The organism is Verrucomicrobiia bacterium (genome assembly GCA_036268055.1).
In the GTDB taxonomy this organism is placed as follows: Bacteria; Verrucomicrobiota; Verrucomicrobiia; order Limisphaerales; family Pedosphaeraceae; genus DATAUW01.
This window is the reverse complement of the sequence record DATAUW010000011.1, coordinates 211,233-225,355: the sequence shown is the minus strand read 5'-3', so window position 1 is coordinate 225,355 and position 14,123 is coordinate 211,233. Positions and strand designations below refer to the sequence as shown.

Below are 14,123 nucleotides of genomic sequence, written 5' to 3'. Positions count from 1 at the left end.
ATTGAGAAATCACACGACACACAATTATGGTTAAATCGAAAGCAAAGAAAGTCGCACACAAACCCGCTCCGGCCCGCCATCTTATAAAAGGCAAGCGCACCGCCGCCCGTAACTCCCATTCTTCTCCTGCCGATTCAAAAGCTGATCGCAGCAAAGCCAGCGCGAATGGCGCGGCCCACCAAAATGGCGCTGCCGCCGCTCCCGCCGGTGAAGCTCCCGCGCTCGATGCCGGCTCGATCAAGACCAAGTCCGGCGTTGATCTTACGGAAAAAGTCCGCGAGTTGCTGATGCTCGCCAAGGAACAAGGCCATCTCACTTACGACGATATCAACGATGCCTTGCCCGAAAGCATCGTCACGCCCGAAGACCTTGACCAGATTTACACCAAGCTCGCCAATCTCGAAGTCGAAATCGTTGACCAGGCCGAAGTGGACCGCGTCAAGGCGCCCGAAGCCGAAGAGGAAGAGGAAAAAGGCCGTCTCGATATTCTCGACGACCCCGTCCGCATGTATCTCCGCCAGATGGGCAAGGTTCCCTTGCTCACCCGCGAGCAGGAAGTCGCCATTTGCAAACGCATCGAGGAAGCCGAGAACGAGCAGAAGCGCATTATTTACAGCTTCGGTTTTGCGGCGAAGGAACACATCGCGCTCGCCGAAAAATTGATTTCCGAACCGCCCAAGGAGCGTTTTGACCGCGTGATCGTGGACAAAAAAGTTGAGAGCCGCGACCGCCATCTCAAGGCTTTGCGCCAACTCGTCAAGAAAGTCCGCGACCTCGACCAAAATGTGGACGAGAAATACGCCCACTGGCAGGAACCCGCCAAGGTCGCGACGAAGGACAAGCTGTTCAGCGAATTCAAGAAGCTCGACAAAAAATTGCAGGACAGTTTCCCGAAATTTTTCTACAAACAAAAAGTCATCGAGGAAATGATCCTCGTGACCCAGAATATCCACGACAAGATTCAGGCGAGCCTGCGCACGATTGCCGACATGGAAAAGGCGCGCAAATCCGACCAGCAGCAGGCGATCATCAAGTCCGAGAAGCAGAAGATCAAGGCGCTCGAGGAATTTGCCCGCATGCCTTACGCGGAATATCTCAAGGCTTACGAGCAGCTTAACCTTTACGCCGCCAAGGCGCATCAGGCGAAGACCGAAATGGCCGAGGCCAACCTGCGCCTCGTCATTTCCATCGGCAAAAAATACACCAACCGCGGCCTCGCGTTCCTCGACATCATCCAGGAAGGCAACATGGGCCTGATGAAAGGCGTCGAGAAATTCGAGTATCGCCGAGGCTATAAATTTTCCACCTACGCGACGTGGTGGATTCGCCAGGCCATCACCCGCGCCATCGCCGATCAGGCCCGCACGATTCGTATTCCGGTGCACATGATCGAAATCATCGGCAAGCTCATGCGCGCGCAGAAGCAGTTGCTCCAGGAATTCGGCCGCGAAGCCACGCCGGAAGAAATCGCCGACGAAATGCAGCTCTCCGTCGAGCGCGTCAAAGCCATTCTCAAGATGGCGCAGCAGCCCATCTCCATGCAGGCCACCGTCGGTGACAGTGACGACGCCTGCTTCGGCGATTTCATCGAAGACAAAGCCGCGGAAAATCCTTCCGAGATGACCAGTTACAGTTTGTTGAAAGACAAATTGAGCGATGTCCTCGGCACTTTGACCGAACGCGAACGCCGCATCGTCGAACTCCGCTTCGGCCTCGTGGACGGTTACGCGCGCACGCTTGAAGAAGTGGGCAAGCAATACAAAGTGACCCGCGAACGCATCCGCCAGATCGAAGCGAAGGCCTTGCGCAAGCTGCGCCACCCGACGCGCGTCCGCCATCTCAAAGGCTTCCTCGAAGTCGCCGAAGCCGCGTAAGCGATCCAAACCTCTTCAAACCCGCCGCGAAAGCCGGCGGGTTTTTTATTTTGCGAACTGCCGTGCCACCGGCGTCCGCATCACACCTTCCCTAAGCCTTCTTCAATCCCACGCTGCTGCTCCGTTTTGCCACTTTGCGGCTCGTGTGGATTTTCGTCACCGTCCCGATCTTCAAATACAAACTCTTCACGCGGTCATAAGTTTTCTCGCGCGTGTCGAAGAGGCGCTTGAGCTTGCGCGGTTTCACGCGGCTCAGGCAATACGCCGTCAGCAGCGGCAGCGAAATCGTCGAGTCCACGTACGCCACCACGCAGTCCGGCAGACTGTCCGGATCCACCTTGCCCCAACTCACCGCCTCGGCAGGCGTCGCGCCGCTTAAGCCGCCGGTGTCCGGCCGCGCGTCGGTGCATTGCAGAAAATAATCGTGCCCCTTTTCCTGGATGCCCATGACCTCCTGGATTTGCGGCTCGGTCTGCAACATGAAATTCTTCGGCGATCCGCCGCCCAAAATAAATACCGACGACTTGTGCCCGCTGGATTTCGCCTCGTACACAATCGCCGCGGTCTGGTTCACGTCGCGATTCACATCGAGCAACAACTTGGAATCGCGCATCGCCATCGCCGCGATGTTCATGCCGATGGAACTGTCCCCCGGGCTGCTCGTGAAAATCGGGATGCCGCATTCATACGCCGTCGCGAGCACGGAGCTGTCCTTCAAGCCCAATTTCTTCGCGCGCTCATAAACATATTTGCCGAGCAGATGGTGAAACTCGTCCGTGCCCATCGTGCGTTGAAATTCCGCGCCGCGAATCACTTCGCGCACGAAAGCGTCCGTGTCGAGCAGCACATTGTAATCGAACAAAATATCGTAGATGCGAATCACGCCGTCGCGATGCAAATCCACGTCATTCAAAAACGGCGAGCCCGCGTAAAGCCTCATGTCGAGCCCGTAATGCAGATCGTGATACAGGTTCGCGCCCGTCGAGACGATCCAATCCACGAACCCCGCCTTCATCAGCGGAATCAGGCACGATTTTCCGAGCCCCGCCGGCGTGAGCGCGCCCGTCAGGCTCATGCCGATATAACCGTCATTCGGCAGCATTTTGTCCACGAGCAACCGCGCCGCTTCGCGGAGCCGCCCGCCGTTGTAAGCGAGAAACGCTTGGTCCATCAGGTCGGCGGCGGAGATGTCCTTGCCCACGCCGAACGGGTTGAGACGCGGATACGCGGCGAACTTGCGAGAAATGGTCTTTTTACTCATGCGCGCAGTGTTACGAAAAATTCCAGAAAGGCAAATCGTTTTCGCACGCCACGAGAGCCCCAATTAATTTTTCAAATAGGATGTTCAACTGCGCCCTCATTAACCATCCCATTGACAACGAGGTAGCATTTTGCTACCTTTTAGTCATGAGTCAACCGGTCAAGGTATCTGACAATCTTGTTCTCGACGCCCGCCTGACTGCGGAGGTCGAGGAACGCTCCATTGCCGGTCAAATCGAATTCTGGGCGAAGCTCGGCCAGGCCATCGAGCCGTTGCTGCGGGGCGACGAAGTGCTGGCCTTGCGCAAAGCCGGCTCCGCCAAGCCCCTGTCCGCCTGCCTCAAATCTGTGGACTCCGCCGAAGGACGCCAGCGCGTGGCGGACTATCTCAAGTCTCGTCCCTATCCACACTACGAAGCCGCGCCCGGCTCACCCGGCCTGCTGATACGCACGGGCGCTGACGGCAAACGAACCACCGGCCGGTTCGTTAATCGTGAATTTCAAACCGTCAAATCCCCTGGTAAAAGTCCCGCCAAACCCCGGCCCGCCTCGGTCGTCAAGTGAAACATCCGCCAGCCCCACTCCCCGGGCCGTTCGATTTCCTGGAAATGGACGCCCGCCCAGTGATTGTGGCCCTGGCAGGTCCGAACGGCGCCGGCAAAACGACCTTTTACGAATCCCATTTGCGGCCGAGCGGCTTGCGTTTTTTGAATGCCGATGTTTTCGCCCATGAGATTGAAATGGATCCTTATCGCGCGGCGCAGTTGGTGGCCAATCTGCGGAATGAATTGGCGGCGCAAAAACAAAGTTTCATTTTCGAAACCGTTTTTTCCGATCCCATCGGAGATAAGCTCACCTTCCTGAAAGAGGCGAGCCAGGCGGGCTTCACTGTGGCGCTATGTTTCATTGGCATCTCCAGCCCTGGACGATCGGATGAACGAGTTGCCATGCGGGTTTCCCAAGGCGGACATGACGTCCCCAATGAAAAACTGCTCCCGCGTTTTTTCCGATCGCTGGCGAATCTCAAGCGCGCCATCCGAGAACTTCCGCATGTCCTTATTTTCGACAACGATGATTTGCAGATGCCCTTCCGCCTGGTGGCGATCTTTCGGAACGGCCGGCAGGTAACGCTGAACCAACCGGTTCCCGCGTGGCTGAAAGAAATCATCTGAATTTTTTTATCGTGCGCATCCTCTCACCACCGCGCGGTTTGGTTGAATCGGTGATGGATTGAAAACATCCGAAAAATTTCGCTTAAATTTTCCCGGCGCACCTTCAAAATTCAAAGTGCCTGATCTCTCTATGTGGCCTCTGCTTTCGGGAAGCCCGTGTAGCGCGCGAAAATTATTTTGCGAACACATTCACCGCGTCTGGTTCGCCAAACGCCCCCTTCTCACCGAACGCCACGAAGCGCACTTTCAACCCGTGCAATCCATCCATGCGCATCGTTCCGCCGTTCTGCCCGCTGAGTTGCGACACGCGCGCGATGTTTTCGTCCAGCTTCGCCTTGGGATGAATCGTCCCGACCAGCCGCCCGCCGTCCATGTGGCGCAACCCGTTTGGCACGCGAAAAAGCACCCAGTTCCATTGATGATTCATGATCGAAAGCGGGAGCGTCCCTGCGTCCACCGCGATCGGCTCCGGCAACGTGCCGGTCAAAAAATTGAAATAACGCGGCTGCCCCTTCGCGTCCACGAACGCCTCATCGCCGTAAACCTGCATCAACACGTCAATGTAATGCTGGCTCGCCCAAAGTGGGTATTCCGAATCCGCATTGTTAAATTTCACGCCTTTGACTTCCACGCCCGTGTGCCCGCCAATCGTCACCGGCTCCGTCACCTGGTCGCCGCCGCTCAAGGTCTTAAGGCACGGCAGCCAGTTTGTATTCGGCGCGGTGAACGCCCCGTCCAGGCTGACAAAATGCACCCGCTTCGCCGCGTTGATCGCCGGTGGCAAGACTTCCGGATTCAACGACTGTGCCACGAGCGAAAATCCAGAAATCAAACTCAATGCCAACAGGACAGAGAAAATAAATTTTTTCATAACGGTAAAAATATATGGGGCTCGCGAGTACGCTCGCCCTCCCAAAATATGGCATTGCAATCAAAACACAAAATTCAATCGCGCCTCGAAGACGCGTTTGCGCGGCAATTCCTGGTAAACTGTTAGCGGGCTCAGATGATAATTCTGCCCGGTCACATTGAGCAGCGCGAGCGTCAGTTCCACCCGGCGATCCAGGAAGCGATAACCCGCGTAAAAATTTTGCTGGAAGAATTCGTCGCCCGGTTCAACCGGGGTGAAACCAAAATTTTCCTGCTCATACCATTGCGTCTCCGACTTCGCAAAAAATCCCGAGCGGCTGTTGTAAAGGAGATACCCGGTGAGGTTGTGGAGATGCGATTTGGTTGTCTGGTCGTTGGCCAGGACAGCGGCGGGAACATTCCCCAGGAAATCGCGCTCGTCCGCCTGGGTCAGTTTGTAACTCAAGCCCACTACGAAATTATCACTGATCAACTGGTTCAGATTCAATCCGAGCGAATATTCCTTGTAGTCAAAATATTGCGGCGTGTTCAGCGGAACCACCGGCGGGGCGCCGTCGGCCAGCGCGAAAAGTCCCTGCTGGCCTTGAATCGTCGTGCCCAATCGCTGCGCCTGGATGCCCGCGTAGGTGCGCGTGCCCAATTTCAAATCCAGCGCCGTCCCGATCACCTCATAAGTCGGCGCGGTCACCGACCCGACCAGCGATTCCGAAATCAAACTGCGAAACGCCTGCGGAAATCCCGCGAGTTGCGTCGGCTCAAGCCGGTAACTTTCGTCGAGGCTCACGCCGCCGAGCGAGCGCGAATAAATCCCGCGGAACGTCGCCTCGTCGCACGGGCTCCAGACCAGCGCCGCTTTTGGCCCCAGTTGCTGGCGGAACGCTTCGCCATTTGCCACCGGCGGCGAACGATAATTATTCGGATACGACACCTGATCGTACGCCGCGCCGCCCGTCAGCCAAAGATGTTCAATCGGCTCAACTGTCAGATACGCGTAACCCGTGTAGCGATTGAAGCTGTTGTTCTCCGCGTCCTGTGAGGCCGTGCCATTGGGATTGAACAACGGCGCGAGTCCCGGCGACGCATTTCCCAAAAGATCGCTGCTGTGAAAATTTCCCGTCTGATAACGGCCGCCCGCTGAAATCGAAACTCGGTCCCACTCCATGATCTGATTCAACTCCGCGGAATAAATCTCGAAGTTATTTTGATAATCCACATTCAGCGGCACGGTCGTAAACGGCACGCTGGGGTCAAAGACGCCACCCGTCTGGAATCCCAACAGTTGCGGCGTCGCCGAATCGGTAAAGTGCTGTTGGTCCACCAGCCGCCCAACCAATCCCAGCGTGTGAATTCCCGGCGCCCATTCATGATGCCACGCGCCCACGACTATCGGCTCCTGTTGCTCGTCGAAACGGAAATTCGGCCGCGCGTCGTTCTGGTCGTAATACTGAAAATTATCGCCCGAATGATAATTCTGGTATTGCACCAGCAGCAGCGCGGTATCGGCGTCCGTCACTTGCTGTTTGACGGTCGCGTTGATCTCCACGTCGTCGAGTTTGTTGTTGATGCGAAAACCGCTGTTGTGATGGTAATCCAAATCCAGCGAGTAAGCGGTTTTGTCTTCCACGCCGTAGAGCGAGGCAAGCTGATGATACATTCCATCCGTGCGATAGTCCGAGGTGTTCGCGAAGTGCGGACCGTCGGCTTCAAATAATTTCGAATATTCCTGTTGCGAAACACCCTGCGAAAGCCGCCCGCCGCCCAGCGGCGCGAGAATGTTCGCCAGCAGCAATTCGTTAAAATAAACCGTCTCGTAGCGCAGGTTGAATTGCGTCGGATCGCGCAAGTCGTTGTAGGCGTCGGAGAGAAACAGATGCGCGGAATCGTTCGCGTAATCGCTGGTCACCGCCTTCGAGGCTTCGCGCACGCTGACATCCGTCATGCCGAGGTCGCGATACATCGTCGCGAGATTCGCGCTGCCGACCGCGCGATCCTGGTCGAGCAACAGGCGCGACCGAAACAGGCTGCGATTGTCATTGAGCTTCTGCGAAGTCTGAAGATCGCTGACGGCTTCGTTCACGCGATTTTCCTGCTGATGCAACAGCGCGAGGTAAAGCCACGAGGTCGGGTCGCGCGGGTCGAGATTGCGCGCCAGTTTCAATTCATTTTGCGCGCGCGAATCGTTGCCGACATCCGTGAATGCCTTGCCGAGATAACTGCGCAACAAACTGCGCGTCGGCTCGCTCGAAGCCGCCACCACCAAATCCCGCAAGCCCGCCTGCTCGTGCCCTTCGTGAATCAAACACAGCCCGCGCCCCAGCCACGCATTGCCCAGGCCGCCGTCCGCGGCAATCGCGCGGTCGAACCACGTCAACGCCTCGCGAATATCATTGTTCGCGCTCAATAAAAATCCGCGCAACGCCAGCGCCTGCGCATTGCGCGGCGAAAGTTGCAACGCTTTATTCAATGCGGCGTGCGCGTCGGCGATGTGCCCGAAACTGAATTCCAATTCCGCCACGCGTTCCCAGGCGAAACCAAAATTCGGCGCATTCGTGGTCGCCATGCGCGCCGCGATAAGCGCCGGTTTCAAATCATTGCGCGATTGCCGCACGTACGATTCCGCCACCCACTCCGAGGCCGTCGTCGGCGTACCCACGGTTTTTCCGGTCGCAAATTTCGTCACCGCAATCATCTGTTGCAACGCCGTCAGTTGCGGTGAAGGCTGCGCGTCGCGCAATAGTGCTTCCGTTTTTTCAACTTGCCCCACGCTCAACAAAAGCGCCGCGCGATAAATGCGAACCGCCTGTGAACCCGGTTCGCCTTCCCACGGACACACCGCCAGCGCCTGCACCAAATCACCCGCGCGATACGCCGCCAGCGATTCGCCGAGCGATTGCTTCTCGCCGTCGGTGAACGGCAACTCATCCGCATCCACCACGCCGGGATAATAGAGACACCATTGAATGATGTTCGCGGCTTCAAGCATCGCGGTTTTCACCGGCGGTTTGCCGGGATCCACGATGCCTTGCTCGCCCGAATTCATTTCGACCTGGCCGAGCGTGTTGCTCAAGCTCACCTGTCCATCAATCAACGTCACCACCGTGCGGCCATCTTCCGCGACGGCCAGATTGAATTCCGTGCCGCGAATGGCTCCCGAAGTCAGCGGCGTGCGAAATTCCTGTTCCGGCGGTTTTTCGCGGCTGAGGAAATAAGCGGAGCCGGAATGAAGATCGAGCAGCGATTGTTTGCCGGGCTCCAGCGGCGGACGGATTTGCAGCGTAGTCAATTCGTTCACGCGCAGCACTGTGAGATCGGACAGGCGAACCGTCGCGCGGCTGCGGGCGCCGGTGCGCACGCGATCACCGACGTGCAAGGTGGAATTGGTATGCGCCGCCTGCCATCCACCGCTTCCGCCGACCACCATCACTTGCACCGTGCCCTCGGCGGTGAGCAATTCGGATTCGCCTTTTCCCGGCGCGGCGGGGGATTGGGCAAAAAGCATCCCGCCGAAAATAAACGGCACGAACGCAAAGAAAATTTTTCGGCTAATATTCAAACCGGGCGTGAGGGACGTGTTACTCTGCGTTTTGTCTAACAAAACGATGCTTCAGTTACAAGCCAATCGTTCCCGCCGCTGCCATTTAAAAATCACGGCACGAACCAAATTTCGCCCGCGATTTCTTCGATCTTCAGCGTCTTGAGACTTTGGCCTTCGCAGGGGCCGCGAATGCATAGGCCCGTCAGCGGCTCATACATCGCATTGTGCGTCTGGCACATGAAATAATCGCCTTCACGGTTAAAGATACGTCCCGTATCGAAATCCAGATGCAAGGGCAGATGCCGGCATAGATTCTCGTAGGCCACGAGCTTGCCTTGATACCGCGCGACAAATCCTTCCGTCGGCCGTCCGGCGCGGGTGAACGGAAATTTCACCGTCTGGCCTTCGCCGATTTCGGCGGCGCGCGCGATTTTTATTTTTGCCACGGGTTAATCGCGAAAATTTTGGAACTGCAACGCCACCGGAAATTCGTGCGCGCGCACGGCGGCGATCACCGATTGCAAATCATCGCGGCTTTTGCCGGTGACACGAACCTCGCTGCCTTGGATCTGCGTGGTCACTTTGAGTTTGCTGTCGCGAATGAAACCGGTGATCTCCTTGGCGACGGTGGTTTCGATGCCGTTCTTGATCTTGATCACTTGCCGCGCATGGCCGAGCGGAGAAATATCCGGGTCGCATTTCTCCACGTTCTTGAGGCTGATGTTGCGCTTGGCGAGCTTGCCGATGACCATCTCGACGAGGGTGCGCACGCGAAATTCATTGTCCGCGCTGAGTTTGATCTCATTTTTTTCCAGCAGGATTTCGGCTTTCACATTTTTGAAATCGAAACGGTTCGCCAATTCCTTGTTCGCCTGGTTGACGGCGTTTTCCAATTCCATGGAATTGACTTCGGACACAATATCGAATGATGGCATCCCGGAATTAAACCCGCGCCGGAATTTGGGACAAGGCAAAAACGCTGGGCCACGCCGTGAAACTTGAGCGTGCAATCTCCCCAGCTCGCGCTATAAACAAAACATGAACCGATTTTTTCATTTTCTGCTTGCCGCCAGCGCGGGCGCTCTTACATCGTGCCTCTCTATGAACGCCGCCGAACCTTCCGCGCCGCCCATCGAAAATATTACGCCGCACATTTTCACCGCCAACTTGCGCGCCGATTATTTGCTGTTCCTGCCGAAAGGCTACGACGCCAATGCCCGCAAACGCTGGCCGCTGATCCTGTTTCTCCACGGTTCCGGCGAACGCGGCACGAATCTCTGGCGCACGACCGTTCACGGCCCCACCAAATACATCGAGAAACATCCCGACTTTCCGTTCATCCTCGTGACGCCCCAGGCTTCCGAAGGCACCAAGTGGTCGGACGATACGCTCCTCGCCATCCTCGATAACGTCACCGCCAACAATGCGGTGGACACCAATCGCATTTACCTCACCGGCTTGAGCACTGGCGGCTACGGCGCGTGGAGTTTGGCGACGACCTATCCCGAACGCTTCGCCGCCGTCGCGCCCATTTGCGGTGGCGAGGGCAATATCGGCATCGTGTTATCCTTGATGGACAAAACCAAGGGACCGGCCTTGCGGCATTTGCCGGTGTGGGCATTTCATGGCGGCAAAGATAACGTGGTGGATCCCGCCGAATCCCAGCGCATGGTGAATCTTTTCAAAAAATTCGGCAACGATGTGAAGCTGACCATCTATCCCGAAGCAATGCACAATTCGTGGACCGTCACCTACGACAATCCCGAACTCTACGAATGGTTTCTCCAGCATCAACGCGGCATGTCCGTGCCGGAACATAAGCCTTAATGGAAATTTCCTGAACGCACCTCGACACCGTTCCAGCCGGCAGGGTTGATATTTGTTCCCCGGGGGGCATACTCCCTCGCATGTCCGCTCCCCGAAACAAAGACGGACAGTCGCTTCCGTTTGGACGATTGGCCGCATGTTAAGAGTTGTGTCGAGATGCGCACAAATTTCCGAAACGCGTGGCCAATTCTCCGCCCGAGTTGCTTTATTGAAATAGATATCGGGAGATGACTCGATTATAGATTCATTGACTCACAATGGAGGATACCCGGGGTTGCCTCGTTGAAAAAGTCGTTGAAAAAGGATGGCGGGGAATGACTCGAATAAAGGTTCGTTGACTCACGATTGAGCTTACCCGGGGTCGTAAAAAAATGAACTTACCCAAGGCAGCAAAGAAAGTTGAGGTTACCCAGGAGTAAAGAAAATTAAGATTTCCCAGGCAGTAAAGAAAATTTCCCTCGACAACTAAATATTCCATTATTATAAACCGCCTAGGCATGTGTGCGGCTTCACATGCCTAGGCGTGTTTTTTTTATCTACACTGAGCAAAGAAGGATTTTAATTTTGAGCAGTTCAACTATCGGGCGTATTGGCCAAATGACTTTGACCAAAAGCCATCGTGAAGTGTCTCTTTGAAATAATTCTTCAGACCGTTGATCAATCCAATCCGCACGCCAATTTAGCACGGCGCAAAACTGTCTGCGCCAGCGCACGAGCGCGCGTGGCTCCTTCCGTAAGCACACTATTCACGTAATCAAGGTTCGCGGCGTATTCCGCGCGTTTGGCGCGCGCGGCGGCGAAATAGTTCCAATAATTTTCAAACAACGCCTTCTTCAAGTCGCCGTAACCGAGGCCACCCGCGCGCAAACGATCTTCAAAATCCTGCGCCGTGGCGGCGGGTGCGACGAGTTTCAACAACTGAATCGCCAGGTTTTTATCCGCATCCGGTTTTGGTTCGGCGGGTGTGCGGCTGTCCATCACCAGGCCCATGATTTTTTTGCGGATGACTTTTTCATCGCCGAAAATCTCGATCGTGTTCCCGTAACTCTTGCTCATTTTCTGGCCATCCGTGCCAAGCACAACAGCGACCTCTTCCCGGATTTGCGCTTCGGGCATGACAAACGTCTGGCCGTAGGTTTCGTTGAATTTCGTCGCCATGTCGCGGGTCATTTCCACGTGCTGCTTCTGGTCGCGGCCGACCGGAACGATATTGGACTCATAAATCAGGATGTCCGCGGCCATCAACACGGGATAGGCAAAGATGCCGTGCTTGACGAGATCCATGTCGTCCTGCGCGAGCCGCGCCTTCTTTTCCTTATAACTATGCGCGCGCTGGAGCAGTCCCATCGGCGTGAGCGTGGTAAGCATCCACGCCAGTTCCGTGACTTCCGGTACATCCGATTGCTTGAAGAACACGCATTTTTTTGGATCCAGTCCGCACGCGAGAAAATCCAGCGCCACGTCCAGCGAATTTTTACGGCGTTGCTCGGCATCAACCAGCGAAGTCATGGAATGATAATTGGCGATGAAATAATACGCCTCGCCCTTATCCTGCAACTCGACCGCGGGCCGCATCATGCCGAAATAATTTCCCAGATGCAGCGTGCCCGACGGTTGTATGCCTGATAAAATTCGCATTTGGCGCAAGGTAACAGGCGCACGCACGACATTCAACCATTACGATTCGGCAAGGGGTTCAGGAAGTCTTATCCCCTCCTTGAAAACTTACTTCGGGAAGCTCCTGCGGATTTTGCGCTTGAAATGAAAATGAAGGCTAATCGGCGCTAATGCGATCATCAATAACCAGAATCCAAATGGCAATTTAACGAAATTCAAACCAACGATCAAAAGCAGCAAGCCAACTACAAACCAATCCAACTTTTCACGCCTGAATTTAAAAACCCGATCCCATACCTGCCTGCCTTCGAGACGTTTTTGCTTGAGTAATAGACGAACCAGCGGAGCAGCGATTATTATAACCAAAGGAATAGCCACAACGAAAATCGTTTTATAATAATCAACCATAAATTGATTCAATATATTAATCCTGGAATATAGCAAACTTATCCTTTCGTCGAAAAGCCTCGCGGAGGCGAGGAAGCCGAAGGGCTTCAGTTTCAGCTACACGACACGCGAGAGCACAAATAAACTTTCTTAGTCACGGCTCGCGTGGACGCTCCCTCCTTAGAGGGCGTTGGCTAAGCGATTTTACTTCTGCCACGGCGCGAGCTTTTCACGCGCCCAGATTTCCTCGACGGGCTGGCGTTCGCGCACCACCGCGGATTTGGTTCCGTTCACCAGCACCTCGGTCGCAAGCGAGCGGGTATTGTAGTTCGAAGCCATCACGAAGCCGTAAGCGCCCGCGCTGAGGAGCGCGAGATAATCGCCTTCGCCCATTTTCGGCAGCGGACGATTTTGCGCGAAGAAATCGCCGGACTCGCAGATCGGGCCCACGACGTCCGAATTGATCAGTTTCCCACCACGGCGCGTCAACGGCACGATCTCGTGATACGCCTCGTAAAACGCTGGGCGGATAAGATCATTCATCGCGGCGTCCACAATGAGAAAATTTTTCTCGCCAGTCTGTTTCACGTACTCAACCCGCGTGACGAGGATGCCCGCATTGCCGGAAATGAACCGGCCCGGCTCGAGCAGGATGCGCAGTCCAAGCGGCTTGAGCAGCGGCAGCAAACGCTCGGCGTAAATTTCCGGCGTAAGAATATTTTTTGCCTGCGAGGATTTCCACCATTCCGGCGTGCCGCTCTCCAGCGCGGGATTATAAACAATGCCCAATCCGCCGCCGATGCTGAGAAATTCCAGGCCGTAACGATCGCGCAAACGCGTGACCAGCGGCAACACTTTGCGCACGGCTTCCTCAAACGGCTGCACCGAGGTCAGTTGCGAGCCGATGTGCATTTGCAGGCCGCGCAGGCGCAGGTTTTTCAACTTCGAAGCGCGCGCATAGACCGCCTCAATTTTCTCGAAAGCGATGCCGAATTTATTTTCATAAGTGCCTGTGGTGATCTTGGCGTGGGTATGGGCATCCACGTTCGGGTTCACGCGCACGGACACCGGCGCGACTTTCTTGAGGCGCGCGGCGATGCGATTGATGCGCGCAAGTTCAGGCTCGCTCTCGGCGTTGAAAGAATAAACTCCCTGGCGCAAGGCGAATTCAATTTCAGCTTCGGTCTTGCCCACGCCTGCGAAAACGCATTTTTTGGGGTCGCCGCCCGCGGCCATCGCCCGGCGCAATTCGCCTTCGCTCACGATATCAAATCCGCCGCCCAGGTCCGCCAGCGTGCGCAGGACGGCCTGGTTGGAATTCGATTTCATGGCGAAGCAAATGAGATGGTCAATCGGCGCGAGGGCGCGGTCGAGCTTTTGGAAATGCTCGGCCAGCGTGCGCTGCGAATAGACGAAGAGCGGCGTGCCGTATTTGCGCACCAGCGATTCGACGGCCACGCCTTCACAACACAGTTTGTTTCCCGAATATCGAAAATAATGCATCTGATGATCTAAAATTTAGGGTTCAACTCATTCAACAAAATGTCCTCGGGCAAAGCCGGGACACATAAAAAAACCGCC

12 protein-coding genes are annotated in these 14,123 nt (G+C 55.7%); 4 read left to right on the top strand and 8 right to left on the bottom strand.

All coding sequences use genetic code 11. From position 1 onward, the window contains the following. Positions 1–26: 26 nt before the first annotated feature. Entirely contained in the window at positions 27–1,874 is a 1,848-nt protein-coding gene (gene rpoD, locus VH413_05445) for an RNA polymerase sigma factor RpoD (protein ID HEX3798127.1), read from the top strand. Positions 1,875–1,965: 91 nt separating this feature from the next. Here the strand turns inward: rpoD and speY are convergent, their stop codons facing one another. Next, a complete protein-coding gene (speY, locus tag VH413_05440; GenBank protein HEX3798126.1) occupies positions 1,966–3,135 on the bottom strand; it encodes a deoxyhypusine synthase in 1,170 nt (389 codons plus the stop codon). Positions 3,136–3,281: 146 nt separating this feature from the next. On the opposite strand from speY, the gene VH413_05435 reads away from it, so the two are divergent. Together VH413_05435 and VH413_05430 are read left to right on the top strand one after the other, a co-directional pair. Beyond that, entirely contained in the window at positions 3,282–3,698 is a 417-nt protein-coding gene (locus tag VH413_05435) for a hypothetical protein (GenBank protein ID HEX3798125.1), read from the top strand. A 44-nt stretch (positions 3,699–3,742) separates the two neighbouring features. Continuing rightward, complete coding sequence (locus VH413_05430; protein ID HEX3798124.1) at positions 3,743–4,306, top strand: zeta toxin family protein; 564 nt, start codon at positions 3,743–3,745, stop codon at positions 4,304–4,306. 172 nt (positions 4,307–4,478) lie between these two features. Here VH413_05430 and VH413_05425 read toward each other — a convergent pair whose 3' ends face one another. Genes VH413_05425 through VH413_05410 form a run of 4 tightly spaced genes read right to left on the bottom strand, consistent with a single transcriptional unit; the run spans position 4,479 to position 9,646 of the window. After that, on the bottom strand, positions 4,479–5,177 hold the full coding sequence (locus VH413_05425; GenBank protein ID HEX3798123.1) for a hypothetical protein: 699 nt from the start codon (positions 5,175–5,177) through the stop codon (positions 4,479–4,481). 60 nt (positions 5,178–5,237) lie between these two features. After that, complete coding sequence (locus VH413_05420) at positions 5,238–8,771, bottom strand: FecR domain-containing protein (protein ID HEX3798122.1); 3,534 nt, start codon at positions 8,769–8,771, stop codon at positions 5,238–5,240. 50 nt (positions 8,772–8,821) lie between these two features. After that, positions 8,822–9,157, bottom strand: coding sequence for a Rieske 2Fe-2S domain-containing protein (locus VH413_05415; GenBank protein ID HEX3798121.1), 336 nt, complete (start codon positions 9,155–9,157; stop codon positions 8,822–8,824). Positions 9,158–9,160: 3 nt separating this feature from the next. After that, the gene (locus VH413_05410) at positions 9,161–9,646 is read right to left on the bottom strand and encodes a YajQ family cyclic di-GMP-binding protein (protein ID HEX3798120.1); all 486 of its coding nucleotides are present in this window, start codon (positions 9,644–9,646) and stop codon (positions 9,161–9,163) included. Positions 9,647–9,749: 103 nt separating this feature from the next. Here VH413_05410 and VH413_05405 point away from each other — a divergent pair, with 103 nt between their 5' ends. Continuing rightward, positions 9,750–10,538: a PHB depolymerase family esterase gene (locus VH413_05405; protein ID HEX3798119.1), complete on the top strand. Its 789-nt coding sequence runs from the start codon at positions 9,750–9,752 to the stop codon at positions 10,536–10,538. A gap of 657 nt (positions 10,539–11,195) precedes the next feature. Here VH413_05405 and trpS read toward each other — a convergent pair. From trpS to lysA, 3 genes are all read right to left on the bottom strand, one after another. After that, positions 11,196–12,176 (bottom strand): tryptophan--tRNA ligase, encoded by a 981-nt coding sequence (trpS, locus tag VH413_05400; GenBank protein HEX3798118.1) that lies wholly within the window; start codon positions 12,174–12,176, stop codon positions 11,196–11,198. Positions 12,177–12,263: 87 nt separating this feature from the next. Then, positions 12,264–12,563 carry a hypothetical protein gene (locus tag VH413_05395; protein HEX3798117.1) on the bottom strand — a complete coding sequence of 100 codons (300 nt, stop codon included), beginning with the start codon at positions 12,561–12,563 and terminating at the stop codon, positions 12,264–12,266. Between the two features lie 183 nt (positions 12,564–12,746). Further along, positions 12,747–14,045, bottom strand: coding sequence for a diaminopimelate decarboxylase (gene lysA / locus VH413_05390; GenBank protein ID HEX3798116.1), 1,299 nt, complete (start codon positions 14,043–14,045; stop codon positions 12,747–12,749). Positions 14,046–14,123 lie beyond the last annotated feature (78 nt).

Excerpts from the sequence above, each read along its gene's own strand:
- rpoD (HEX3798127.1), top strand. The coding sequence starts at position 27 with ATGGTTAAATCGAAAGCAAAGAAAGTCGCACACAAACCCGCTCCGGCC.
- speY (HEX3798126.1), bottom strand. The coding sequence starts at position 3,135 with ATGAGTAAAAAGACCATTTCTCGCAAGTTCGCCGCGTATCCGCGTCTC.
- VH413_05435 (HEX3798125.1), top strand. The coding sequence starts at position 3,282 with ATGAGTCAACCGGTCAAGGTATCTGACAATCTTGTTCTCGACGCCCGC.
- VH413_05430 (HEX3798124.1), top strand. The coding sequence starts at position 3,743 with ATGGACGCCCGCCCAGTGATTGTGGCCCTGGCAGGTCCGAACGGCGCC.
- VH413_05425 (HEX3798123.1), bottom strand. The coding sequence starts at position 5,177 with ATGAAAAAATTTATTTTCTCTGTCCTGTTGGCATTGAGTTTGATTTCT.
- VH413_05410 (HEX3798120.1), bottom strand. The coding sequence starts at position 9,646 with ATGCCATCATTCGATATTGTGTCCGAAGTCAATTCCATGGAATTGGAA.
- VH413_05405 (HEX3798119.1), top strand. The coding sequence starts at position 9,750 with ATGAACCGATTTTTTCATTTTCTGCTTGCCGCCAGCGCGGGCGCTCTT.
- trpS (HEX3798118.1), bottom strand. The coding sequence starts at position 12,176 with ATGCGAATTTTATCAGGCATACAACCGTCGGGCACGCTGCATCTGGGA.
- VH413_05395 (HEX3798117.1), bottom strand. The coding sequence starts at position 12,563 with ATGGTTGATTATTATAAAACGATTTTCGTTGTGGCTATTCCTTTGGTT.
- lysA (HEX3798116.1), bottom strand. The coding sequence starts at position 14,045 with ATGCATTATTTTCGATATTCGGGAAACAAACTGTGTTGTGAAGGCGTG.